Here is a 25,698-nt window from a genome sequence, read left to right on the forward strand (position 1 = left end):
ATCAGGGTTAAAAATAAACTATTTTCTTTTTAAATGTTACAAGAAAATGGAGTTGAAGTAGTAATTTGAATTGCCTCCAGCTTCAGCTGGAGTAAAAGAAATTAATGTAGAATTGGCTTTAGCCAAAGAGCTAGCTGAAGCTGGAGGCAATTAATCTTTTGAAAATTGAATATACTGGATAGTTACAAAAAACTTACTTTTGCAATTCTTGAAAAAAGCCCACTAATTGTCTGGCTTTAATATTATAATCTTCCACAAAAGAATGAAACAGTATTTTGACTTATTTGATTTTTCGCAAAAAGTAAATTATAAAACCGAAATATTAGCGGGATTAACGGTGGCTATGACCATGATTCCGGAGTCGCTTTCTTTTGCAATTTTGGCAGGATTTCCGCCATTGGTAGGTCTGTATGCTGCTTTTATAATGGGCTTGGTAACGGCAATTTTTGGCGGACGTCCGGGATTAGTTTCCGGAGGAGCAGGAGCAACCGTAATTGTGTTGATAGCCTTAATGAAATCGCATGGTTTGGATTATGTTTTTGCCGCTGTGGCATTGGCTGGAGTAATCCAAATTTTAATAGGTTTGTTTAAACTGGGAAAGTTCATTCGATTAGTGCCTCAGCCCGTGATGTTTGGTTTTGTAAATGGTTTGGCAGTAGTCATATTTATGTCGCAACTCGAACAGTTTAAGACAATAGTGAATGGCGAAAGTGTTTGGCTGTCAGGAAGTCCGTTGTATATTATGTTGGGCTTGGTAGCTTTGACCATTGGAATTGTGTTGTTTTTTCCAAAAATAACCAAAGCTATTCCGGCTTCTTTGGTGGCAATTATGGTGGTTTTTGCGTTGGTTTTGGGTTTTGGAATCCAAACTAAAACAGTTGCTGATATTGCATTGGTAAGCGGCGGATTTCCACCTTTTCATATTCCGAATATTCCTTTGAATTTAGAAACTTTACAATTGATTCTTCCGTATGCTTTGATTATGGCTTGTGTTGGCTTGACCGAAGGTTTGTTGACATTAAATTTAGTGGATGAAATTACCGGGACAAAAGGAAACGGAAACAGGGAATGTGTGGCTCAGGGCAGTGCTAATATTTTGAATGGTTTTTTCTTTGGAATGGGTGGTTGTCCTATGATTGCTCAAACTTTGGTGAATTTATCGGCAGGTTCCAGAGCGCGATTGTCCGGAATTGTTGCAGCCTTAACGATACTTTGTATTGTGTTATTTGGCGCGCCAGTAATTGAAAAATTACCAATGGCAGCCTTAGTCGGTGTGATGATTATGGTGTCGATAGGTACCTTTGAATGGATTAGTTTTCGAATCATCAACAAAATGCCAAAACACGATATTTTTGTAGGTGTTACAGTAGCGCTTATCACTATTGTGTTGCACAATTTGGCTTTGGCGGTATTAATAGGAGTTATAATTTCGGCACTGGTTTTTGCCTGGGAAAGTGCAAAACGCATTCGAGCCAAAAAATATATGGATAATAAAGGGGTGAAGCATTACGAAATTTATGGTCCTTTGTTTTTTGCTTCAACTACTGCATTTGCTGAAAAATTTGATGTGTTGAATGATCCAAATGTAATAGTTATTGATTTTGAAGAAAGTAAAATTGCCGATATGAGCGCTATTGATGCCGTACACAAAATTACCGAGCGTTATGCTAAAGTAGGGAAGACGGTTTATTTACGTCATTTAAGCGAAGATTGTCGTCAATTGTTGCAGAATGCCCAGGGAATTATTGAGGTAAATATTATGGAAGATCCTACTTATAAAGTGGTCTCCAACTAATATTTAAGTTTTTTATAACCACAAATTGCACAAATTTCCACAGATTAATTCGCGGAAATTTGTGCAATTTGTGGTTAATAGTTGGACTTTGCTATTGTGGTAAATAGCCCGTATTCTTTTAATTCATAATATATGATTTATAAATTTCTTCAATCGGGATACTGTTGGCATTATCGTCGTGAATGATTAATCGGTAGCGCAACACAGTTGGTTTTTTATTCGATAACGGAACTGCTTTTGCTCCCGGAAACGGATAGACTGCATTTTGCATACTTTTTTTAGCCCGCAAAATCCAGGGATTTTTAGCTCCCGGGTTTTTAGGATTACATAAAATAGTGAGTCCCGCTTGATTTCCATTTTTTCCCAAAGAACCCGAAATATCCATCCACTCGCTGGCAGGAATTGGAAGGTTTGTGGGAGTGATTTTTCCTGTTGGATTAGTAAATACAATATCATCACTAAGGCGAATTCTAGGAGAAAAACCACCATAACCTTTTTCGTCTTCCGAACCACCAATTTTCATATTGGGTTCCAGTGCTAATAATGCGATTTCAATATCAATTAGACGATAATGCTTTTGTTTTGGATAGACTTGGATAGTCGTCATTTCTTTTACAAAAGCTTTCTCTACGCCATTTTTGGATTTCCACAAAGGCGATTTCCAAAGAACGGTAGTTTGTATGGCCTTGCTGTTGTCTTTTTGTTTTTTCTCTTTTACAGAACTGACTTCCCATTTAAAATTTTCAATTTCCCAGCCGTTGCCAATTCTTTTGTCGCCAATATACAATTGATGCCAAGCCCAGAAAATCCCGCGATGATGCAAATGATCTACAGGGAAATCTTCGGTTAAAACGGTACCATCCAAAGTGTATAATGGATGAATATAATTCGAACGAATGTATTTTCCATTAAGTGATTTTTCTGAAGCTTGGTATGTTAAAATACTGTCTTTGCCTTCGGTAAAGTGGCTTCGATTCTTTTCGATTTTTAAATTGACTTGGCCAAAATTGATTTGGCTACAAAGAATGATTGCTGCTACCAGACTGGCTTTTTTGGGAAAAATCATTTTGTTGCTTCTTTTAAATAATCATCCAAATTGCCCAATGCCATTGTAAATCCTTCCTGGAATCCCATAGCAATGATTTGTTCCAGGTCGGCTAGTTTTTCATATTGAGCTACAATAGTTACTGTTGTAGTTTCTCCATTTTCAGTAAATGTATTGTTCCAAACTGTACGTGGAAAATCATTGTTTGTAGTGCCGTTTTCATCACAAAACGCATCCAAACCAGAAAAGCTTTTTAACAGTTCAATTTTTTTATAATCATTTTTACACCAATGTATAGCTCCTTCAGGACTTTCCATATAATACAACCAAGTACCGCCTTCTCTAAAATCCATTGATTTTGTTTTGGTTTGATATGGCTTTGGTGCCCACCATAAATCTAATATTTCAGGTTTTGTCCAGGCATCCCAAACCAATGGAAGCTTGGCCGCAAATTCTCTTGTTACGTTTACAGTGTTGTTTTCTTTGTTGACAATGAAGTCAAATTGTAGATTCGTTTTCATCGGTTTTGTTTTTAAGGTTTGCTAATATGTTATCAAGTTCGTTAAATCTATTTTCCCAGATGGCTTTAAACTGTGCTAGCCATTGGTCTATTTCTTTCATTTTGTTTACTTCCAATTGGTAATAAATTTCCCTTCCTTTTTGTTCTTGTTGGATTAAGTCACATTCCGAAAGAATACGCAAATGTTTAGAAATAGCTTGTCTGCTGGTTTCAAAATGTTCTGCGATGGCATTAGGTGTCATCGCCTGAACAGCGATGAGACTTATTATGGCACGTCGGGTAGGATCGGCAATAGCCTGAAAAATATCTCTTCTCATTTTTAAAAATTAAGAAACCAATTGGTTTCAAATTTAATGCAATTAATTGGTTGCGCAATATTTTTTTTCAGATATTTTTGATTTTGTTGTAAGTTTTTTGAAATGATAACAACTAATGAGGTAAAAATAATAGTTATGAGAGCAATTTTAATGATGCTGCTTTTTGGAGTAGTGAGTTGTGGAAAAGAATCTTCGCCAGAAGGAAGATTAAAATTAAGAGATGAGAATCTTCAGGAACAGCTGGATAGTTTAAAACTTCAAAATGAGCAAATTATTGAAGATATTCGTTTGATAAAGAAAGAATTAAATATTGAAAATGAATAAGATTAGCTTATCTTAGTTGGTTTTCGAAATGAAATGATAGTAAATGGAATCCATTGAAAAAGAATTTTTAGCCACACTTTCCCGATACAATGCGATGATTCATAAACTTTGTCGGTTGTACCGTGATAGTCATGAAGATCGTGAAGATTTATTTCAGGAAATTGTTTTTCAACTCTGGAAATCCTATTCTAAATTTAGAGGAGATGCAAAAATAAGTACCTGGATGTATCGTATTGCTTTGAATACAGCTTTGGCTTCTTTTCGAAAAAAAACGACTTCAATAAATTATTTAGACCAATTGCCTGATTTTGAAGAAGAACATCCAAATGATGAAATCGAATTAAGACAAGAACGATTGTTTGCCGTTTTAAAATTATTAGACGATAGCGAAAAAGCCTTGATAGCCTTGTATTTTGAAGAATTGTCTTATCAGCAAATAGCTGAAATTACGGGAATCAATGAAAATTATGTTGGTGTAAAACTCAATCGCGTTAAAGCCAAAATAAAAACCTTAATGAAATAATCATGGAAATAGACGATTTAAAATCCGATTGGAATGCGGTACAGTCCATTCCCAAAAGCGAGGAAACACTATTATTGATGTTACAAGAAAACAAGCATCCCGTTTTAAAATCAATCCGAAAACAAATTGTGATTGAAGTTATGGCATGGAGTTTATTTTTAATGGTGTATTATTCAATGTTTGATGGAGCAACTAAGCCCTTTTGGGTGAATTTAGTTTTGATAAGCACTCTTTTAATGCCAATATTACATAGCATTTATGGTTATCATTATAATAAGTATTTAGCAAATGGTTCGAATATTAAAGTCGCTTTAGAACGTCTTTATTATAGCTTAAAAAAATATGCTCTTATTGCCATAATTAGTAGAATAGGTTTTGTGTGTGGATTGTTGCTGTTTTTTAGTTACAATATTCATTTTACCACCGCTAAGTATTTTTTATTGGTATTTATTATAATTGTTTTTTTAATTCAATTGCTTGGTTTATATCGAATTTGGAGAAAGCGTTTGAGTATGCTTAAAAGTGTGATTGTAACGTTTTTCGATTCGCAGTAAGATAATACGTTGTTTTTTCTTAATTTATTATCAAAAAATCACTAAAAGTGGGTATTGCTATAAAAAGCGAATTCATATACTTTTACTTCGAATAAAAAAGGAAATAATTAACGAACTAATTATAGACAAGATGACAAATTCAGATAAGATTAGAAAAGTAAATGATTTACTTATTGAAGTAATCAAAGACGAAGAACATCAATTAGAAAGTTCTTTCAGTGGATTAAAAGATGTTGTTTTGAGTATTCTTGCTGATTATTGGCAAAATGAAAGAGAACCACAAATTTTTATGGAAAACATTTCATTAGAAATCGATTAATATAAAATAGAAAATATAGAATTTGTCATTTTAGGGTTTGATAAATTTTTAAAGAAAGCCGCTTTAGTTTTAAAGTGGCTTTTCTTTTTTATAAAAAATATTCCCCAATCAAATAACACATAGCGTATCCGCTAATGCGAACTCTGTTTTCTAAAAGTTCACATTCTAGATAACCTTTTCGTTCCGAAAGTTGGATAGCTGATAATGTTGTTTTATTCTGTTTTTTTGCCCAATACGGAATAAGAGTGGTATGTGCTGAACCGGTTACCGGATCTTCATTAATACCGGATTGAGGTGCAAAAAATCGAGAAACAAAATCGGAGTTGTTTCCCTTGGCGGTAACAATAATTCCACGCACCGGGAGTTTTGAAAGCTTAATGAAATTGGGATTTAAGTTCAGTATTTCTTCTTCAGTATTAAAAACGAGCATGTAGTCGGTTTTTCCCTTATAAGCCAGTTGAGGTTTACTGTCAAAGGCATCACAGATTTCATTTGTCAAAGGAATTGGTTCAAATTCATCAACGGGAAAGTTTAACGAAAGTAAATCGCCTTCCTTGGTTACTGTCAAATCTCCGCTTCTGGGTGAGTGAAATGTAATAATCGAATCGTTATGATTTTCATAATTGAATAAAACAAAAGCTGCCGCCAGAGTTGCGTGTCCGCAAAGGTCAACTTCAGTTTGAGGAGTAAACCATCTGATATCATATTTATCGCCATTTTTTACATAAAAAGCAGTTTCAGCCAGATTGTTTTCGGCGGCAATTTTTTGCATGATTTTATCACTTAACCATTCCTCAAGTGGACAAACGGCAGCTGGATTTCCGGAAAAAACGCTTTTAGTGAAGGCATCAATTTGATATATTTTCATCTTATAGTTGTTGTTTGATTAATGTACCCAGACTTTTGAGGCTGTGCTCGACTTTTTCATCCCATTTTATGGCAAAATTCAATCGCATACAATTGTTGTATTGATCGTGTTGCGTAAACATTCTTCCCGGAGCAAAACCTATTTTATGCTGTACAGCAATGTCATATAAGACTGCAGTATCAATTTTTGGATCTAGCTCTAGCCATAAAACAAATCCGCCCTGTGGTTTAGAAATTTTAGTATTTTCGGGAAAATATTCTTCAATAGTGCGTTGAAAAAACAAATAGTTATTATATAACGTATTTCGTAATCCTCTTAAATGATGTTCGTAGCGGCCATATTCCATAAAATCAGCAATTACTTCCTGAAAAAGAGGCGGACTCGACATGGTATGCAATAGTTTTTTTCGAATCATTTTTTCTTTAAACTTACCGGGTGAAACCCAGCCCACACGATAACCCGGAGCTAAGGTTTTAGACACCGAACCACACCACATGACAATCCCAGCTTCGTCAAAAGCTTTACAAGGTTTTGGTCGGCTGGGGCCAAAAAATAAATCACCATATAAATCGTCTTCTATCAAAGGAATATTATGATTTGTAAGCAAACGAACCACTTCTTTTTTGTTTTCTTCAGGCATGCAACTTCCCAAAGGATTGTTGAAATTGGTGACAAAACAACAGGCTTTTATTTTAGGTAGTACTTTTTTTAAATCTTCGATGGCCACACCTGTAACAGGATGCGTAGGAAGTTCAATAATATTTAACCCCAGTGATTTTATCATTTGCAAAATACCAAAATAAACAGGACTTTCAATGGCAACCGTATCTCCGGGATTAGTTACAGTTATTAAAGAATAAAATAGCGCATTTAGTGCTCCGAAGGTAGTTACAATATCATCTTCTGTTAAATGGCCATCCCAGGTAAAAGACCATTTGGCAATATTTCTCCTCAAATTGATGTTTCCCTGTGCTGGTTCGTAGCCTGTTCCGCTGTCTTCTAAATTGCGTAATACTTTTATAATACCTTTGTTGAGTTTAGCAATGGGCAGCATACTTTTATCCACAACTCCCAGTGAAAACTGTGTGAAGTCTTTATTGGTCAAAGTATTGAATACCTTACCGATTAAGTCTTCAGGAGTCTTTTCTTTGTCGGATAAATGGAGTTTGTTTATCGAAGGAAGTGCCAGTCGGGTATTGAAAGCTCTGCTGACATAATAACCTGATTTTGGTCGGGATTCTATTAAAGATTTGCTTTCTAATTCTAAAAAAGCCTGTTTTACCGTGTTGATGCTGACGTTGTAGATTTTTTGTACGGTACGAATAGACGGCAGCTTTTCTCCTGTTTTGAGGGTTCCAGTTGCAATTTGCTCTTCGATTATTTTTGCAATCTTTAGATATAAAATTTCTTTCGACATTTTATGATTGTGTTATTTGTGTCCTATAAAAGTAATAAAAATTATAACTGTAACCATTTGAGTGTTAGGAATTGGAATTGTTTAACCAATTAACCAATTGATTTATAGCTGTGGATAGATTTTTATAATGACCATTTTGCCATTCATTTTTGAAAAAAATGGCAGATTCCTGCGCTAAACTTTCGTTAACGTAATCATTAGAAAATGGAGAATCAATATAGGTATTTATCTGGTAATTGTTTGGAATATTTGTAGTTGCACAAGAGTATCCAACAATTTTACTGTTCAATTCGGCTACATAAAAAGGTAGGCCAAACTGATTTGTTAATGCTGAATCTAATGTTGTTTTTTGTTCCTGGTAAAGCTTTACAATTGCATTCATATCAGAGATTGTAACCGCTCTGAAGTTTAGATTTTGCTGTTGTTTGATAATTGTTTCCATACTTTGATATTTAGAAAGTAAAATTATCCATTCCAAAAAGATAAGTACAGATACAGAAATGTTGTTGTTTACGGGTACAGTTTGTTAATTGTGTCAGCTTAAGCAGACTAAAATAATGGTCCACAGATGAAACGGATTGAACGGATAAAACCAGATTTTTATTAACTTGTCTTAATTTTAATCTGAGTTAATCTGCTAAAATCAGTTTAACCTGCCTGTCGGCAGACAGGTTCGTGTTCCTATTATTCATAGAACATGGTAAAAAAATCCTCTTTTTAAACGGATTTAAAAAGAGGATTTCGTTTTGTAAAGTTGGAAGACTATTTTAAGTTTGCTTTAATTTTTTCAATGATAGCATCGTATTCAGCATCAGAAAGTGCTACTTTGTTTGGATTCATTTCGAAAACATTTCCAAAACCATAGCCATCTGCATATTTAGGTACGATATGAAAATGTAAGTGCGATAATTTATCCGAAAAAGCCCCGTAATTGATTTTATCAGGATTAAAAACTTTCGCAATAGCATTTGCAGTGGTAGCAACGTCATCCATAAAAGCATTGCGTTGTTCTTCGCTTAGTTCATGAAATTCAACTCCGTGATCTTTGTAAACTACATTTAAACGGCCAGTGTATGATTGCTCTTTAAATAAGAACAATTGTGATACTTTCAGGTCGGTAATTTTAATCATTAGGTTGTGTAAGGTTTCGTTTTCCTGGCAATACAAACATTCAGAAACTGGTGATGGCATGATTTTTTATTTTATAAATTGATATTGGTATTTTGATAGACTTAAGCAAAACTATCCATACTATATTACTTTTCCAAATTGTTTTTTTCTTTAAGTTTAGCCTGAGATTTTTCGATAATTTGTTTTGCCCAGTTTTGCCCCACAATCATCGATTCTTGCATTACTTGTGGCATGGTGCTAATCATTTTTTTTCCAATAGGGGAATTATAAAATGCAATCAATTGGTCTATATCACTTTCAGTATAATGTTTATCATAAATAGGAATAATCATATTTGTTATATCTTCTGCTTTTACTTCTTTTTTGAATTCTTTCAAAAAATCCTCACTAGTTTTAGAATGACTAATTTTAAGACTGCCCATCATTTGATTCATCATTTGTATTGCCATTTTTCCCGAACCGGTCAATTCCAGTAGTTGATTTATTTTTTGGATTTTTGAAGTGCTTTGTGCGTTTGCTGAAAGAGAAAGTACGCAGAAGCTTAAAATTAATAGTGATTTTTTCATGGTTTTTTATTTGCTGTTTTTATGGCTAATGTAAAGCCAAATGTAAGGATTTATAATTTGTTAATTAAAAATTATCTCACAAAAAAAGCGTTCCCTTCCGAGAACGCTTTCCATTATTTAAAAACTAAAATTATTTTTTCTCCAACCATTTTCTGGCATTAACAAATGCTTCTTGCCAAGGAGTAACCTCGTCGTTTCTGTTGCCTGGATAATTAGCCCAGTTCCATTGGAAAACAGAACGTTCAATGTGCGGCATAGTAACTAGATGACGTCCTGTAGCATCACATAACATGGCTGTGTTGAAATTAGAACCATTAGGGTTTGCAGGATATCCTTCATAACCGTATTTACCTACGATGTTGTAATTTTCTTCACCCATTGGTAAATTAAATTTACCTTCACCGTGAGAAACCCAAACTCCTAAAGTTGCACCAGCTAAAGTTGACAACATTACCGAATTGTTTTCCTGTACGGTTACCGAAGTAAAGATACTCTCGTGTTTGTGACTGTTGTTGTGCAACATTTTTCCGTGTACTTCGTGCTCAGGATTGATTACTTCTAATTCCATAAACAATTGACAACCGTTACAGATTCCAACAGATAAAGTGTCTTCTCTTTTGAAGAAGTTTTTCAGGGCTGTATTGGCTTTTTCGTTGTATTTGAATGCTCCGGCCCAACCTTTAGCAGAACCTAAAACATCTGAGTTAGAGAATCCACCCACAGCTCCGATGAACTGAATATCTTCAAGAGTCTCACGACCAGAAATCAAATCGGTCATGTGAACGTCTTTTACATCAAAACCTGCCAAGTACATCGCATTAGCCATTTCACGCTCGGAGTTACTTCCTTTTTCACGGATAATAGCTGCTTTTGGTCTTGGTTTCGAAGCATCAATTTCAGGTTTTTTTCCTGTAAAATGAGCAGGGAAACTAAAGTTTAACGCCTGGTTTTTATAGTTATCGTAACGCTCTTGTGCAGTTCCGTTTTTAGATTGTTTTTGGTCTAACAAGAATGAAGTTTTAAACCAAACGTCTCTGTATTTAGCAATGTCTAATTTACAAGGACCAAAGTCTAAGGTAGCTTCATTAGTTGCAGTTCCTAGTTTGTAGAACGAAACTCCGTTAGCATTCAATTTGTTTTCTATAACAGCATCTTCTTTCGCCTGGAAAACAATACCGATGTTCTCAGCAAATAAATATTTGATGATGTCTTTTTCTTCGAAAACAGAGAAATCAATTTTTGCTCCTAAATTCACATCAGCAAAACACATTTCTAATAAAGTAGTAATCAAACCACCACTTCCAATATCGTGACCCGCTACGATTTGGTTATCCAAAATTAATTCCTGAATCGTGTTGAAAGCCTTTTTAAAGAACGCAGCATCTTTGATAGTTGGTGCTTCGTTACCAATAGCATTTAAAGTTTGTGCCAAAGAAGATCCTCCTAATTTGAATTCGTCCTGAGATAAATTGATATAATAAATAGAAGCACCGTCTTTTTGTAAAACAGGTTCTACTACTTTTCTAATGTCAGTACAGTTACCGGCTGCTGAAATAATTACCGTTCCCGGTGCAATTACTTCATCATTTGGATATTTTTGTTTCATCGAAAGCGAATCTTTTCCTGTTGGAATATTGATTCCCAATTCGATGGCAAAGTCAGAACAAGCTTCAACAGCAGCATACAAACGAGCGTCTTCACCTTCGTTTTTACAAGCCCACATCCAGTTTGCTGAAAGAGAAATTCCTTTCAATCCGTCTTTAATTGGAGCCCAAACAATATTCGATAAGGATTCGGCAATAGCAGTTCTTGTTCCAGCAACAGGATCAATTAGTGAAGCAATAGGAGCGTGTCCTATTGACGTTGCAATTCCTTCTTTTCCCTGAAAATCCAAAGCCATTACACCGCAATTGTTCAATGGCAATTGCAATGGTCCTGCAGTTTGTTGTTTGGCTACTTTTCCACCTACACAACGATCTACTTTGTTTGTTAACCAGTCTTTACAGGCTACAGCCTCTAATTGCAATACTTGCTCTAAATAAGTAGCAATATTTTTTACTGAATAGTCTAATGCTGCATAATTATAATCAACAGTTTTGTCTGTCATTATTGTTTTTGGAGAACTTCCGAAGAAGTCTTCCAAAGCATAATCCATTGGTTTAGCACCAGTCGATTTTGATTCGAAAGTAAAACGGTGGTCAGCAGTTACATCTCCCACCTGATACATTGGCGAACGCTCTCTGTCGGCAATTCTTTGTAAGGTGTCAATATCTTTTTTACCAATAACCAATCCCATTCTTTCCTGAGATTCGTTACCAATAATTTCTTTTGCCGAAAGGGTAGGGTCTCCCACAGGCAATTTGTCTAAGTCGATTAATCCTCCTGTATCTTCCACTAATTCCGAAAGACAGTTTAAGTGTCCACCGGCACCGTGATCGTGAATAGAAACAATTGGGTTGTTATCACTTTCTACCAATCCACGAATGGCATTGGCAGCACGTTTTTGCATTTCAGGGTTTGAACGCTGAATAGCATTTAACTCGATTCCTGAACCGAAAGCACCAGTATCTGCTGAAGAAACTGCAGCACCACCCATTCCGATTCTGTAATTTTCTCCACCAAGGATAACGATTTTATCGCCTTCTTTTGGTTTGTGTTTGATAGCCTGATCTAATTTTCCAAAACCAATTCCTCCCGCTTGCATGATTACTTTGTCGTAACCAATTTTACGGTCGTTTTCTTCGTGTTCGAATGTTAAAAGCGAACCTGTAATAAGCGGTTGTCCAAATTTATTTCCGAAATCAGAAGCTCCATTCGAAGCTTTGATCAAAATATCCATTGGCGTTTGGTACAACCATTTTCTTTCGGCAACTCCATTTTCCCAGTTTCTGTCATTAGCCAAACGGGAATAAGAAGTCATGTAAACTGCAGTTCCTGCTAATGGCAACGAACCTTGTCCACCAGCCAAACGGTCACGGATTTCTCCTCCTGAACCTGTTGCAGCACCGTTGAAAGGCTCTACAGTAGTTGGGAAATTATGCGTTTCTGCTTTTAAAGAGATAACTGAATCAAATTCTTTTATTGCGTAAAAATCAGGTTTGTCAGCAGTTTTTGGAGCAAATTGTTGTACTCTTGGCCCTTTTACAAAAGCCACATTGTCTTTGTAAGCCGAAACAATATCGTTAGGATTTTCCTGAGATGTTTTCTTGATTAATTTAAAAAGAGAAGTTTCTTTTTCAATACCATCAATAACAAAAGTTCCGTTGAAAATCTTGTGACGACAGTGCTCCGAATTAGCTTGTGAGAAAGCAAAAATTTCAGAATCAGTTAGTTTTCTTCCTAATTTGGTGGCCAAATTATCTAAATATTCAACTTCTTCTGAGCTTAAAGCCAGACCTTCCTGTTTGTTGTAAGCGTCAATATCATCAATATTCAAAATAGCTTCCGGTTGTATATTGATGGTAAAAATGTCCTGATTTAATTCGGTATATTTTTGAGAAAGCATAGGGTCGAAATCAGTGAAATCTTCCGTTGCTTTGTGAAATTCTTCGATACGAATGATTCCGGAAATCCCCATATTTTGAGTGATTTCTACGGCATTGGTACTCCAAGGCGTAATCATCGTGGCGCGAGGACCAACAAAAAAATCCGTCAATACGGATTTCTCTATCTTATTTGCATTGGCAAAAAGCCAGTTCAGTTTAGAAATATCTTGAGCCGAAATTTCGCCTTGTGTTTGTACGGCAAAAATTGCGTTGCTTTGGTTTTCAAAGAAATGAATCATTATTTTGTATTTGATGAATTGCGATGCAAATTTAGGTTAAAAAAACAGTACCGACAAGTGTAAAAAAGACTTTTTAAAGTAGTCGTTTTTAGTATGTTTTGGTGCTCTTTTTAAGATTGTAGAAGGTAGAATTCAGACAGAGTTTTATTTTTAGTGTTTACTCAATCTTGTCATTCCTGACGAAGTAGGAATCTCCGTTGTGTGAGTCAATTGATGAGATTCCTCCTTTGTCGGAATTGCAAATTAAACTAAAAAATCTGCGAATCTGCGGTAATTTTTAAACTTATTTAGGAAACGCCATACTTTGATAAGCACCCAAATCAGGAGGAGAAGTCCTGGTTTTTCCGTTGATGTCCTGCGGAATTAAATAAGCGGGATTTCCTTTTGCGAAAGCGGCAGAAGTATTGTCAATGTTGAGTTTGTTTTTTGCAATATCAAAAAAGCGAGGGTTTTGGTTTAGAATTATGTTTTTGTAATGTGTCGCATCACCTAAGAAATTATATAATGGATTCGAGCTGCTCGCATCCGATTTTAACAGACAATTGTTGAATTGGTATTCAAAAGATGCTGCATTGTTTTTGTCCAAATTGAATTCGCTTGAATAGGTGCCATAAATGATACAATTGTTAAAAGTGGCTTTGGTTAAATCTTTTGCTTCAGGATTTGCGCCTGTTTTGAAATTATTTATCGTTAGAGCGAATTGTTGGGCGTTGTTCCAATTGTTGTTAAAAGTACAATGTGTAAATAGGTAATTCCCTCCGTAAGTACATGCCAATGTGGCTTTTCCGGCTGTATTAATAACGATATTTTCGCCTTCAATTTTAGCATTTTGAGCCAGAATTCCGTAATTGGACGAATTATAAATTTGGCTATTTTTTATCGAAACGGTAGTTTGATCCTGATTGTCAATTCGCAAACCAATGCTAGCGTTTTTAATTGTAAGGTGATTGATTTTGTGAGCCGTACTGCCGTCACGAAGCCAGATGGTAGCCCATTGCCCGGGAACATTGGCGTAATCTGCTTCGAGACGGTCGCCTTCAAAAATAATTTCGTTTTCTTGTTTGTTAGTGGTTGAAACAGTTCCGTTGCATTCCAAAGTAGCCGATTGGGGTACAATCAAACCCGAATTAGCATGAAAATAAACGCGGGCTCCTGCATCAAAAATAACTGTTTTGCCTTCAGGAACGGTGGCATAGCCGTAAATTACATATGCTTTTTGATTGGTAAAATGCAATTCGTTGCCATTGGTCGCATCATTTTCGTCCAGGTAAAAACCGTTTAGTTTTGTGTTATCAAAAGTTACGGATTCGGTGGTGCCATCGTTGAAGCGCTTTGGATACAGAAAAACCGCATCTTTCACCAAGGTCAGTAAGGCCACTTTTTGCAAGTTAGTACCGCTGTCAAATTCAATGTTGTCAGTATATAAAAAATCGACAGGATTCGCATTTGAATTATTTGGAGTGGTTTCAATAAAAACATAAAGGCTGTCTTTGGCTAATAAAGTTACATTATTGAAGATTTTATTGTCCTCACCCTGCATTCCGTCAACGGTCATGCGGTATTTAGAATTTAAACCTTTACCAAATTTAATCGTTGGAATACTAATATCATTTTTGCTGTGATTATAGACTTTCAATAAATAAGTACTCGAACTGATAGTTGAAAAAACAGTATCTAGAAAAACGGTATCTCTTGAAAAAACTAATTTTCCATTACTCGGTACAGTAGAAAAATCAGTACGGCAAGAACAGATAGAAAATAAGATTCCGAAGATAAATAATAGCGAAAAAGGACGCATGCGTTTTGTTTTTTGGTAAAAATAGAAAAAATCTTATTTGTTGAGATTTAATTTTAAAATGGATTGCAGAATATGCTTGTTATTTGGATGCTAGTATCTATTCTTTCTTTATTTTTACAATCGATTAAAATAAAATTCATGACATTCGATAAAGAAAAGATATTGGAATACTGTAATCGTATTTCAAAAAATACTTTAATGGAAACCTTAAATATTGAATATATTGATGCTGGCGAAGGTTTTCTAGTTGCTAAAATGCCGGTAAATTCGAGTGTTCATCAACCGATGGGCTTGTTACACGGAGGTGCTACGGTAGCTTTGGCAGAGAGTGTAGGCAGTGCCGCTTCCTTTATATTCATCAATCCGGAAGTTAGCGAAGTACGTGGTATAGAAATTTCGGCCAATCATTTAAAATCCAAGCGTGAAGGTGTAGTTACTGCTACTGCAAAAATCATTCATCAGGGGGCAAGTATTCATTTATGGGAAATTCGCATTGTTGACGAAAGAGATAATCTGATTTCGCTTTGCAAACTGACCAATATGGTTTTGCCAAAAAGAAAGAAAACACATTAAACTTTTTGAATAGAAACAAACCTTTAATAAAATTAACGTATGATTGATTTTTTTATAAAAGTAAAGCAACAAGAAGCTCAAAAATTGCCTTTTGTTATTTATAGTAAGCCATATAAATCGGAGGTGAGAGGTTTTTTTCAAAAAAATGACCATTTGTATTTTGCTGAAACTTTGGACGAAACAGGTTTTGTTTTTGCTCCTTTCAATGGCAATCAGATGATATTGATACCCAAAAATCAATCGGTCATTTGGGAATCAGAAATTGATTCTTTTGAAGAGAATCATACGGTTGGTTTAGTTACCGAAGAAAATCAACAGCAAAAAGCACATTTTGAAAATCTAATTCAAAAAGCAGTTAAAGCTATTGAAAAAGGGGAGTTTGTCAAGGTTGTTTTGTCCCGAAAAGAAATCTTAGATGTGCCTGATTTTGATTTGGTCACTGTTTTTACAAGACTGATTCATCGTTTTCCGGCGGTTTTTTGTTATTGCTGGTACCACCCCAAAATAGGTTTGTGGATGGGAGCAACACCGGAACGATTGCTAAAAGCCAGCCGAAAAAAATTCTGTACTATGGCATTAGCGGGAACACAGAATTTTGAAGGAAAAACAGATGTGATTTGGGAATCTAAAGAGATAGAAGAACAGCAATTTGTAACCGATTTTATCTTAGAAAACCTGAAAGGACTGACTTCTGAAGTTGCTATTTCCAGTCCATATACGGTTCAGGCCGGAAATGTTTTGCATATAAAAACGGATATTGAAGGAGTAATTAATAAAGAATCAAAATTGAATCAGGTGGTTTCAGTTTTGCATCCAACACCTGCTGTTTGTGGTTTGCCAAAACAGGCTGCTAAAGATTTTATTATAGAAAATGAAATTTATGATAGAGAGTATTACACTGGTTTTCTGGGCGAATTGAATAAGAAAGATTTTGCTGAGAAAAAACAAAAATCCGATTTGTATGTGAATTTACGTTGCATGCAAATAAAGGAAAAAACAGCGCATTTGTATATGGGTTGTGGTATTACCAAAGAAAGTATTCCGCAAAAAGAGTGGAATGAAAGTGTGAATAAATCCATGACGATGAAGAGTGTGCTTTAGAAGTTAGAAGTTGGGAGTTGGGAGTTTGGAGAAGGCAGTTTTTAGAATAGAGAAGGCAGAATTTAAAAACTTTGTGTAGTTAGCGTGTCATCCTGAGCTTGTAGAAGGACTTCTTTTCTTTGCTGTAAAAAAAATAGAAATTAGAATAAATAAAACACAATAAAACTCCGTAAAGTTTCCCCTTCCTTCGGAGGGGGCTGAGGGAGGGAAAATATTAAAATAATGAAACTAGATATATTAGCTTTTGGAGCTCATCCCGATGATGTAGAATTGGGTTGTGCGGGAACAATTTTAAAAGAGGTTTCCTTAGGGAAAAAGGTAGGTATTGTTGATTTAACCAGAGGGGAATTAGGAACCCGTGGTTCGGCGGAAATTAGAGATGAAGAAGCTGCTGCTGCTGCCAAGATATTAGGAGTTTCAGTAAGAGAGAATTTGAATATGAGAGACGGTTTTTTTGTCAATGATGAAAAACACCAATTAGAAATCATCAAAATGATTCGGAAATATAAACCTGAAATTGTTTTATGCAATGCCATAGATGACCGTCATATTGATCATGCAAAGGGAAGTAAATTAGTTTCTGACGCTTGTTTTTTATCGGGTTTGATGAAAATTGAAACCGAGTTGGAAGGAGAGCAGCAAAATGCCTGGAGACCTAAATTAGTGTACCATTATATCCAGTGGAAAAACATTGAACCTGACTTTGTAGTGGATATTACAGGATTCACCGATAAGAAAATTGAAGCCATTTTAGCCTATCGTTCTCAGTTTTATGATCCGAATTCTACAGAACCGGAGTCGCCAATTACCTCAAAAAACTTCTTTGAGAGTTTAAATTACCGTTCCAGAGACTTAGGAAGGCTCGTTGGTGTAGATTATGCTGAAGGATTTACAGTTGAAAGATGTTTGGTTGTCAATAGTTTAGCGGATTTGCTGTAATTTTATTGGTTTTTTTTAGAAAAATAGTTTGCAGAAGTCAATAAACGTTGTATATTTGCAACCGCAAAGCAAATGGTGGTTGTAGCTCAGCTGGTTAGAGCATCGGTTTGTGGTGCCGAGGGTCGCCGGTTCGAACCCGGTCATCCACCCAAAATGCAAAAGCCTCTTCGAAAGAAGAGGCTTTTTTTGTATATTGAATTTTGAGGAATTTTAGAAAATTCAAAAAATCGAAATTGCTTTCAAAACTTCCTTTTTGTAACTAAAAAATCCTATTTTGAACATCAGTTCAAAATAGGATTTTTTAGTATTGTGAAATAATTTTATTTAAAAAGCTTATCCCAGGGATTGTCGCTTCTAAAAGGAACGGCCGGAAGACCTTCTTTATTGATAAAATTGGATTGGGCGGTTTCATTCCAGCCAAAACGTACCGAATAGGGGTGTTGGACTTCAGGAGCAGAAACGATTACTTTATTGCCGTTTATTTCCGCTTTAGCGGGTACAAATTTACCATTTGCTCCGGCTATAGTAAACCAACTTAGCGGTTTTCCATTACGACTGCTTAAACCACTTCCTATATTTGAAAAAGTAACCTCAATACTGTTGTTTACAATTTTCATTTTTTCATAAGTAGGTCCGGAGTAAACCACATCGGTTTGTCCGTAAGTTTTATTTGCAGCAAGTAAACTCAAACGACGACCCACTTCCCATTTGTATCCGGGATGTAAATCGGCGATGCTATCAACTAAATCTGTAATTGCAATTGTATTGGTGTTTTTTAAATGCAATGCCAGCTTTTGTGCTTCCCAGAATTCAGGAAGCTGTTCGGCGGTGAGTGGTCTGTCTTTAGAAGCCGAATAGTTGTAAGGAGCTATTTGTACAAAATAAAAAGGCATTTTTTTGTCTTTCCAGTCGTTACGCCAGCTTTCTATCAATGTTTTTAATTTATAAGCATAACGAATGTTTTCGTTCAAAAAACAATTCGATTCTCCCTGATACCATAGTATTCCTTTCAATGTGTATGGGATGAGCGGTTGTATCATGGTATCGTAAAATTTACCGGCATCACCATCATCAGTACTCAATTTATCAAGAATTTTTCCGTTTTTGAGTTTAGGTTCAAATTCTAATTTGGAAGCCTGAATCCATGGTTCAATACGGCTACCCGGAACTGCTGCCGAAATCATTCCGATGGGTACATTTAATCTAGCATACAAATCTTTTGCAAAATAATATCCAACAGCCGAAAAATCGACTAGAGGTCGTCCAATGGCTGTATCCCAACCCAGATGTTCCGGACTAGGGGCCATGTATTTGCGACGATCTAAAAAAATACGAATGTTGGTGTTGTTGGCTGTGTTTAAATCATCTTCAGGTGGTTTATTTCCTTTTACGGCTGTCTGGAATTTGCTGTATTTGCGCATTGCATATTCCATGTTGGATTGCCCGGAACAAAGCCATACTTCACCTACCAAAATGTTTTTCAATACAATGGTATTTATTCCTTTAATGGTCATTTCGCGTGGTGTAAACGAGGCTTTCATTGGACTAAGTTTCACAGACCATTTTCCGGATTTATCAGCAACTGTAGTTTTGGTTTGTCCCGCAAAAGCAACTGATATTTTTTCGGCTGGAGCTGCAGTTCCCCATATTGCGAATTTTTTATGACGTTGTAAAACCATATTATGCCCTAAAATTTTAGGAAGTGTTACTTCGGCAAAAGTATTGGAAGTAAAGAATATAAAAATACTTAAAGTCAGGAGGAGGAGTTTTTTGGGATTCATAAGTTATAGTGGAAATGAGTTTTTTTCTGCTTTAACTCACAAATAGTGCCAAAAAGAAAACAGTCGGGAAGTTTTTAATAGATTCCCGACTGCTCTACAATAATGTTTTTTTAATTCGGACTTCGACAAGCTCAGTCTGACAATTGAAATGTTTTTTATTTATTCCAAATTTCCCAGGCTTTTTCGGCCTGAAAAATCAGCATATCCAAACCGTTTTTTATTTGTGCACCTTGTGCTGCAGCATTCTTTAGAAATTGTGTTTCTGCCGGGTTGTAAATCAAATCGTAAGCAATGTGTTGCTCAGTAAACAATTCATAGGGAATATCAGGACAAGCTTCTATATTAGGGCTGGTTCCAATAGGAGTAGAATTAATAATAATTTGATATTTCTGAAAAGTTTCGACATTGATTTGGCTGTAGTCAATGGCATTTTCAGATGCTTTTCTGGATACAAATTGATATTTGATACCTAATTCTTCCAGTGCAAAAGCAACTCCTTTTGAAGCGCCTCCTGTGCCTAGGATTAAAGCCTTTTTATGATGCTGTTTTAGCAAAGGTTTTAAGGATTTTAAAAATCCAAAATAATCGGTATTGTAGCCTTTTAGTTTGCCTTTTTTGGTAATCTTAATGGTGTTTACTGCACCAATTTTTGTGGCTTTTTTAGATAATTTGTCCAAAAAAGGAATTACTTCTTCTTTGTAAGGAATAGTAACATTTAAACCGCTTAAATGTTCTGTGTTTTTAATGATTTCCGGAAATGCAGCGATTTCCTGAATGTCGAAATTCTCGTAAGTGTAACCTTGGTATTTTTCTTTTTCAAATTTAGTCGTAAAATGTCCTTTAGAAAAGGAATAACTGATATTGCGCCCCAGTAGCCCGAAGCGCTTTCTTGAATTTTTGGTCATTATTGTTTTTTCTGTTTTTCGATATAATTTTGCACCATTTTATTTGTCCAAACCACAGGAAATAAATCTTCAATCAAAACATAGTTGTCAAAATTTAATCGCAAGGCATTACTCAAATGGAATTTGGCTTTTCGGGTATCCTGAATCATAAAATAAAGTCCGGATAAACGGTATTCTACTTCATTTTCTTCAGGGAAATATTCGGCAGCCTGCAAGAGGGTGTGAATAGCGGTTTCAAATTCGCCAAGAAATTGTAAAATATCCACCCAGAATAACCAGGTTTCTAATTCGGTATCGCCAAATTCAACCGCTTTTCTGTATCCGAATTCAGCTTCTTCAAAAAAGTTCATTTGTTTGTTGATAGAAGCGTATCTTTTCCAATACAAGCGGTTTTGATTGTCTATTTCTAAGGCTTTTTTTACGTAAAATAAGGCTTTTTGAAAGTTTTTTTCACGTAAATAGAAATCGGTAATGGCAATCCATCCTTTGTCTAATAGAGGATCTTCGTGTACGGTTTCGTTATAGAACTTAAGAGCCAATACTTTATTACCTAATTTTTCGTAGCATTTACCTATTCGAAGTAAAGCATACGAAGTAGCATCGTCTAATTCGATGGTTCTGTTGTAGCTTTCAATTGCTTCGTCATATTTACCTAAACGTTCCAAAGCTTTGGCTTTTTCCATAAAAGCACCTAAGAATTCTTCGTCTATAAGTGTAGCATATTCAAAGGCATGAATGGCTTTTTCATAATCTTTTAGACCATAATGTAATCTTCCTTTTTGGTGCCAGGCAATTTCGCTGTATGGATTTTTTTCAATATAGTTGTCAAGAAAGCTGATGGCATCTTCATTTTGGTCTAAAAATTCGAAGCAATACACTACATTGTACAAGGCTGACTGGTCTTCGATATCCTCTTCTAAACATTTGATAAAACTGTCCTTAGCGGCTTCGAGATTATCCATGAAAAGGTATTCCATTCCTATTAAATTATACACATCGGCATAATCATCGGTATATTGTAAAGCAATTTTTAGTAATTCAACGGCTTTTTCATGCTGGTCTCTTTTGGAGTAGATGTTGGCCTTTTGAATGTAAATTTCTTCATTGTTCGGTTCTATGGCATACAGCTCATTGAGTAATTTCTCGGCCATATCCAATTTGTCATCATAAACGAGCATTTCAACCTGAACGAGTTTTAAGCCAGTTGACTTAGGGTGTTGGTCTAATGCTAATTTAAGCGCTTTTTTCGCTAAAGCGGCCTTACCTGTATCAAGATAATGAAGTATGATTTCTTCAAATTCTTCGGAGTCAAAAAAGAGGACTTTGTTGGTCTTCAACATCGACTCAAATTTGGATAGAGATAAGTTATAATCTTCTTCTTCATTGCTGAGTTGCATACTTTCTGTTTTTAGAATTTGACCTAGCTTAAAGTTAGGTATCATTCGGTTTGTTTTAGAAGAAAAAAATGAATTATTGTGAACAATTTAATTAACAAAGGAAACTAAGCTAATTTCAGTTTTGATCTTATTTTTTTAGTGAAGCCATTACTTCATCCATTACTGTTAGTATTATAGAACATCCTTCACGTATTTCTTCGTTAGAAATGGTTAAAGGAGGTGTGATTCTGATGGCGCATCCTTCAAATAGTAGCCAGAATAATATCAGTCCTTTGTCTTGACATTTTAGTATCACTTCATTCGTGATTTCAGCATTTGCTGTCATTGCAGCAAGCATCAATCCTTTTCCTCTAACTTCCTGTATCAAAGGATGTACCAAAAGTGATCTGAATAGCTTTTCTTTTTCTAAAGCTTCTTGTATTAGCTTGGTTTCAGTTATTTCTTTCAAAGTAGCTAAACAGGCTGCCGCAATGACAGGATGTCCGCCAAAGGTAGTGATATGACCTAATTTAGGATTTTCAGTTAATAAATCCATCATAGCTGATGAAGCGGTAAAAGCACCTACAGGCATTCCGCCGCCCATTCCTTTTCCCATGGCTATAATATCAGGGACTATATCATAATTTTGGAAACCAAATAAAGTTCCGGTTCTTCCAAAACCAGGCTGGATTTCGTCCAGAATCATCATGGCGCCAACTTCGGTACAACGGGCGCGTACTTTTTTTAAGAAATCATTCTGTGGTTCTATAAAACCAGCTCCGCCTTGAATAGTTTCCAGTAAAACCCCTGCAGTTTTAGTGGTTATTTTTTCTAAATCGGTTTCATTGTTGAAAGTGATGAAATCAACATCGGGAATTAAAGGACGAAAAGCCTGTTTGCGTTCTTCAAATCCCATCACACTCATAGAACCCATAGTGTTTCCGTGGTAAGCATTATGACAAGAAATCAATTGGCTTCTGCCGGTAACTCTTCTGGCTAATTTTAAAGAGCCTTCAATAGCTTCGGTTCCTGAATTGACTAAATAGGTTTTGTCTAAAGGAGCGGGTAGGAGTGAAGCCATTAGTTTGCAATATTCTACCGCAGGACTTTGCGAATATTCTCCATACACCATTACATGCGAATATTTGTCTAATTGGTCTTTTATAGCCTGATTTACTCTTGGTGGTTGATGACCTAAGGTACAGGCCGAAACCCCTGCTACAAAATCCAGATATTTTTTATTATTGGTATCGTATATGTAAGAGCCGATAGCGTGTGAAACTTCCATTCCTAAAGGATAGGGAGAAGTTTGTGCTTGATATTTTATAAAATCATTATCCACGTTTTTCTTTTACCGCAGAGTTTGCAAAGTCCTATGATCTCCGAAACATCGGGACAGGATGACACGCAAATTTAACGGAGTTTTTTATTTAGTTATTAATAAGAACTGAATACTAAAAACTGCTTACTGATTACTTTTTTTCTTCTTTTTATCGTAATCGAGCGTTTCTTTCCTGATTTCCATAGGGACGTTAGGTTTGGCTTCTTCTTTTTTGCTCTGTTCAATCATCTTGTCGTTGTATTGATTTTCTTCTTCGGGGAAAATATCATCTTTTGATTTTATTCTCTCATCAGCACGCCATTTGAATCCTCTGAATTTCCTGTCGTGTTCATCCAGTTCTTCCTCGGGATAAATGTCTCCATCTACTTGTTGGAAAAATGTAATGGTTTCGATAGCATTTTTGTCGAAAAGAATGCTGATTTTACTGCATACGTTTTTATTGATACCAATGAGCTCATTGTCGTCATTGCGCATATAATAAATCACTTCTGCATTTTTTATAACATCAACATCGTGGAGTTTTCCTTCCTCAAATTTCCCATAGAGATTCAGTCCTTTTATCTGATTGAAACCCGTTCCTAAGGTATCTTTGGAGATGATAAAGGTGTTGTTGAGCACTTTGAGAGAGTCCAGTTTTTGAGTTTTGCTATTTCCGATGAGGTGCATTACATCTCCTGTAATTTGGCTTTCGCCATTCCAAAGAATAGGATTTCCAATGAGTTTTGTTAGTGAAGTTTTGGTGCTGGAATGTATCGAATCGCATTTACCGCTCATATCGGTTTTGTAAAAGCGAACGTTGTTGAAAGCACGAATAATTCGATCACCTTCTTTTCCTGTTACCATCAATTTTTTTCCATGAATGTAAACGGAGTCGTTTTCTACAAAATTGACAGCAACGGCTCTTTTGGTTACATACATGGAATCTTTTTTCTGGAAAACTTCGGCATAATGTCCTTTTACGATTCCTCTATTGATGGAGTCGGTAATTTTTACATTTCGGGTAGCCGATGCAAATTCTTTGTTTCGATCATAGTATAGACTATCGCCCTCTATACGTCGGTCATCGTATTTTATGTAGGATTTTCGAAGAAAATGAGAGAGGTTTTTCTTAGTGTCATAAAAACCTTTTTCGGTATAAATGTAATTGTTTTTGCTGGTAATGGTTGACGGACCAAAAAGATAGGAATGCCCAGAGTTGCTATAGTAATCTAAATGATTAGATTTGATAACATATTTTGGATTGGTAATAATTACTTCTGTTAGAAATTGGAATTTTTTTTGAGCCACATAATATCTCCCCGATTTGCTCACTAAGGTGTTTTCGTTATTGGTAATTGTTCCTTTGGTGTTGTAAAATACTTCCTGTGTATTTCGGTCAAAATTGATAGTATCTGTTGCTAAAGTGGCATTAGGCGAACTCATTACAGCCTCTCCGGTGGCGAATGCTTTTTTTACATTTCCATTGTATTCGGCATATTTACTGTTCAAATAAAGGGTGTCTCCTTGTACGAGTTGGACATTTCCAAAGGCTTTGATGTAATTTTCTTTTTGAAAAAAATAGGCTTTATTGCAACTCAGCACCACTCCGTCATGATTGACAACCACATTTCCGGTAAGTAAAAAAGCATCGGGCATTTCGGCTTGATTGACATCAGCGAAATCAGAATGTTCAACAATTATTTTTTTAGGTGTTTGCGCATTTACTTTTGTCGAAAGAAGTAAAAACAGAGAAAAACAGATGAAAAATAGCGATTTATTCAAGGGTGTATATTTTTGTCAAATTTATGAAAAAGGAAACAAAACCAATAAATATTACTATTTATTTATGATTTTTAAAGGGATATTTTGCGTTGATTTTTAAACAAAAAAGCTGATGAATACTATGAGAGTAGTGCATCAGCTTTTTGTTTATTTGTTTGGAGAAACAGATTAGTATTTTTTGATGAATGAATTTTGATAATTTTCATTTACTTTTCCCCAATTGATTACGTTAAAAAACGAATCAATGTAGGTTGCACGACGGTATTGGTGACCCAAATAATAAGCGTGTTCCCATAAATCCAGGGTTAAAATAGGAGTTCCGGGAACAGCAGCATTTCGCATCAAGGGATTGTCCTGATTTTGAGAACTGGTAATTTTTAGTTTTCCGGCTTTGTCCACAATTAGCCAAACCCAGGCCGAGCCAAATTGTTTAGTAGCTTCTTCTTTGAATGCAGTTTTAAATTCATTAAAAGAACCAAAATCCCGGTCGATAGCTCCGGCAATCGTATCTTTTGGGGTTCCGCCTGCATTAGGAGCCATTGATTTCCAGTAAAGCGAATGGTTGTAAAAACCTCCGGCATTATTTCTTAATTCGGTATCGTTGATGTCCAGTTTGGCTAAGATGTCTTCGATAGACATGTTTTCGTATTCTGTTCCGGCTATGGCGGCGTTAAGATTGTTAGTGTATGTCAGATAATGTTTAGAATAATGAGCTTCTAAGTTAAGAGCTGAAATGGCTGGAGCCAAAGCATCATAAGAATAAGGTAATTTATCCAGTAAAAAAGAACCGGGTTCTGCTTTTACATCGTCAGGAAATCCCAGAGTTACTTTTTCTTCGGCAGTAGGAAGAGGAACTTCAACTACTTCGGTTAGTTTTTTATTGTTGCAGGAAATTAAAAAAACAAATAAAAATAGGCTGCTGATTGTATAAATAAGTTTTTTCATGATGATGTTGTTTA

At 35.6% G+C, this 25,698-nt stretch carries 24 protein-coding genes and 1 tRNA gene; 9 read left to right on the forward strand and 16 right to left on the reverse strand.

Features of this window, described 5'->3' with window-relative positions; translation table 11 throughout:
- The first annotated feature begins 262 nt into the window (after positions 1–262).
- Positions 263–1,795, forward strand: coding sequence for a SulP family inorganic anion transporter (locus FDM27_RS03325; RefSeq protein WP_140485164.1), 1,533 nt, complete (start codon positions 263–265; stop codon positions 1,793–1,795).
- Between the two features lie 118 nt (positions 1,796–1,913).
- Here the strand turns inward: FDM27_RS03325 and FDM27_RS03330 are convergent, their stop codons facing one another.
- The 3 genes from FDM27_RS03330 to FDM27_RS03340 are packed head-to-tail and all read right to left on the reverse strand — an operon-like array spanning position 1,914 to position 3,677.
- Positions 1,914–2,861, reverse strand: coding sequence for a DUF6807 family protein (locus tag FDM27_RS03330; RefSeq protein ID WP_140485165.1), 948 nt, complete (start codon positions 2,859–2,861; stop codon positions 1,914–1,916).
- Positions 2,858–3,361, reverse strand: a complete 504-nt coding sequence (locus tag FDM27_RS03335; protein WP_140485166.1) for an SRPBCC domain-containing protein — start codon at positions 3,359–3,361, stop codon at positions 2,858–2,860. Before FDM27_RS03335 ends, FDM27_RS03330 begins: the two co-directional genes overlap by 4 nt.
- Entirely contained in the window at positions 3,339–3,677 is a 339-nt protein-coding gene (locus FDM27_RS03340) for an ArsR/SmtB family transcription factor (RefSeq protein WP_140485167.1), read from the reverse strand. The genes FDM27_RS03335 and FDM27_RS03340 overlap by 23 nt, the downstream gene beginning before the upstream one ends.
- A gap of 135 nt (positions 3,678–3,812) precedes the next feature.
- On the opposite strand from FDM27_RS03340, the gene FDM27_RS03345 reads away from it, so the two are divergent.
- The 4 genes from FDM27_RS03345 to FDM27_RS03360 all read left to right on the forward strand — a co-directional run bounded on the left by FDM27_RS03345 (position 3,813) and on the right by FDM27_RS03360 (position 5,397).
- Positions 3,813–4,001 (forward strand): hypothetical protein, encoded by a 189-nt coding sequence (locus FDM27_RS03345; protein ID WP_140485168.1) that lies wholly within the window; start codon positions 3,813–3,815, stop codon positions 3,999–4,001.
- 43 nt (positions 4,002–4,044) lie between these two features.
- A complete protein-coding gene (locus tag FDM27_RS03350) occupies positions 4,045–4,524 on the forward strand; it encodes an RNA polymerase sigma factor (RefSeq protein WP_140485169.1) in 480 nt (159 codons plus the stop codon).
- 2 nt (positions 4,525–4,526) lie between these two features.
- Positions 4,527–5,078 (forward strand): hypothetical protein, encoded by a 552-nt coding sequence (locus FDM27_RS03355; protein ID WP_140485170.1) that lies wholly within the window; start codon positions 4,527–4,529, stop codon positions 5,076–5,078.
- Positions 5,079–5,208: 130 nt separating this feature from the next.
- Positions 5,209–5,397, forward strand: coding sequence for a hypothetical protein (locus FDM27_RS03360; protein WP_071185330.1), 189 nt, complete (start codon positions 5,209–5,211; stop codon positions 5,395–5,397).
- 88 nt (positions 5,398–5,485) lie between these two features.
- Here FDM27_RS03360 and FDM27_RS03365 read toward each other — a convergent pair whose 3' ends face one another.
- The 7 genes from FDM27_RS03365 to FDM27_RS03395 form a co-directional block, all read right to left on the reverse strand.
- Positions 5,486–6,265 (reverse strand): PhzF family phenazine biosynthesis protein, encoded by a 780-nt coding sequence (locus FDM27_RS03365; protein ID WP_140485171.1) that lies wholly within the window; start codon positions 6,263–6,265, stop codon positions 5,486–5,488.
- Position 6,266: 1 nt separating this feature from the next.
- Positions 6,267–7,682, reverse strand: a complete 1,416-nt coding sequence (locus FDM27_RS03370; protein ID WP_140485172.1) for a PLP-dependent aminotransferase family protein — start codon at positions 7,680–7,682, stop codon at positions 6,267–6,269.
- A gap of 64 nt (positions 7,683–7,746) precedes the next feature.
- Positions 7,747–8,124, reverse strand: a complete 378-nt coding sequence (locus FDM27_RS03375) for a hypothetical protein (protein ID WP_140485173.1) — start codon at positions 8,122–8,124, stop codon at positions 7,747–7,749.
- Between the two features lie 320 nt (positions 8,125–8,444).
- Positions 8,445–8,873: an HIT family protein gene (locus FDM27_RS03380; RefSeq protein WP_140485174.1), complete on the reverse strand. Its 429-nt coding sequence runs from the start codon at positions 8,871–8,873 to the stop codon at positions 8,445–8,447.
- A 65-nt stretch (positions 8,874–8,938) separates the two neighbouring features.
- Positions 8,939–9,379 carry a DUF2059 domain-containing protein gene (locus tag FDM27_RS03385; RefSeq protein WP_140485175.1) on the reverse strand — a complete coding sequence of 147 codons (441 nt, stop codon included), beginning with the start codon at positions 9,377–9,379 and terminating at the stop codon, positions 8,939–8,941.
- A 130-nt stretch (positions 9,380–9,509) separates the two neighbouring features.
- On the reverse strand, positions 9,510–13,163 hold the full coding sequence (purL, locus tag FDM27_RS03390) for a phosphoribosylformylglycinamidine synthase (RefSeq protein WP_140485176.1): 3,654 nt from the start codon (positions 13,161–13,163) through the stop codon (positions 9,510–9,512).
- 283 nt (positions 13,164–13,446) lie between these two features.
- On the reverse strand, positions 13,447–14,961 hold the full coding sequence (locus tag FDM27_RS03395; protein ID WP_140485177.1) for a hypothetical protein: 1,515 nt from the start codon (positions 14,959–14,961) through the stop codon (positions 13,447–13,449).
- Positions 14,962–15,099: 138 nt separating this feature from the next.
- Between FDM27_RS03395 and FDM27_RS03400 the strand changes: the two genes are divergently transcribed.
- The 4 genes from FDM27_RS03400 to FDM27_RS03415 all read left to right on the forward strand — a co-directional run bounded on the left by FDM27_RS03400 (position 15,100) and on the right by FDM27_RS03415 (position 17,723).
- Complete coding sequence (locus FDM27_RS03400) at positions 15,100–15,534, forward strand: PaaI family thioesterase (RefSeq protein ID WP_071186376.1); 435 nt, start codon at positions 15,100–15,102, stop codon at positions 15,532–15,534.
- 39 nt (positions 15,535–15,573) lie between these two features.
- Positions 15,574–16,635, forward strand: a complete 1,062-nt coding sequence (locus FDM27_RS03405) for a chorismate-binding protein (protein ID WP_140485178.1) — start codon at positions 15,574–15,576, stop codon at positions 16,633–16,635.
- A 222-nt stretch (positions 16,636–16,857) separates the two neighbouring features.
- Positions 16,858–17,574 carry a bacillithiol biosynthesis deacetylase BshB1 gene (gene bshB1 / locus FDM27_RS03410; protein ID WP_140485179.1) on the forward strand — a complete coding sequence of 239 codons (717 nt, stop codon included), beginning with the start codon at positions 16,858–16,860 and terminating at the stop codon, positions 17,572–17,574.
- A gap of 75 nt (positions 17,575–17,649) precedes the next feature.
- Positions 17,650–17,723, forward strand: a tRNA-His gene (locus tag FDM27_RS03415).
- A gap of 171 nt (positions 17,724–17,894) precedes the next feature.
- On the opposite strand, the gene FDM27_RS03420 is transcribed toward FDM27_RS03415, so the two are convergent.
- The 6 genes from FDM27_RS03420 to FDM27_RS03445 all read right to left on the reverse strand — a co-directional run bounded on the left by FDM27_RS03420 (position 17,895) and on the right by FDM27_RS03445 (position 25,684).
- Positions 17,895–19,355 (reverse strand): sialate O-acetylesterase, encoded by a 1,461-nt coding sequence (locus tag FDM27_RS03420; protein WP_140485180.1) that lies wholly within the window; start codon positions 19,353–19,355, stop codon positions 17,895–17,897.
- A gap of 155 nt (positions 19,356–19,510) precedes the next feature.
- The gene (locus FDM27_RS03425; protein ID WP_140485181.1) at positions 19,511–20,260 is read right to left on the reverse strand and encodes a shikimate dehydrogenase family protein; all 750 of its coding nucleotides are present in this window, start codon (positions 20,258–20,260) and stop codon (positions 19,511–19,513) included.
- Positions 20,260–21,657 (reverse strand): tetratricopeptide repeat protein, encoded by a 1,398-nt coding sequence (locus FDM27_RS03430; protein WP_071186378.1) that lies wholly within the window; start codon positions 21,655–21,657, stop codon positions 20,260–20,262. Before FDM27_RS03430 ends, FDM27_RS03425 begins: the two co-directional genes overlap by 1 nt.
- Positions 21,658–21,784: 127 nt before the next feature.
- Positions 21,785–22,978 carry an aspartate aminotransferase family protein gene (locus FDM27_RS03435; RefSeq protein ID WP_140485182.1) on the reverse strand — a complete coding sequence of 398 codons (1,194 nt, stop codon included), beginning with the start codon at positions 22,976–22,978 and terminating at the stop codon, positions 21,785–21,787.
- Between the two features lie 123 nt (positions 22,979–23,101).
- Complete coding sequence (locus FDM27_RS03440; protein WP_140485183.1) at positions 23,102–24,739, reverse strand: OstA-like protein; 1,638 nt, start codon at positions 24,737–24,739, stop codon at positions 23,102–23,104.
- A gap of 168 nt (positions 24,740–24,907) precedes the next feature.
- A complete protein-coding gene (locus FDM27_RS03445) occupies positions 24,908–25,684 on the reverse strand; it encodes a superoxide dismutase (RefSeq protein WP_140485184.1) in 777 nt (258 codons plus the stop codon).
- Between the last annotated feature and the right edge of the window lie 14 nt (positions 25,685–25,698).

It is taken from the genome of Flavobacterium sp. GSA192 (assembly GCF_006386525.1).
Classification (GTDB): domain Bacteria; phylum Bacteroidota; class Bacteroidia; order Flavobacteriales; family Flavobacteriaceae; genus Flavobacterium; species Flavobacterium commune.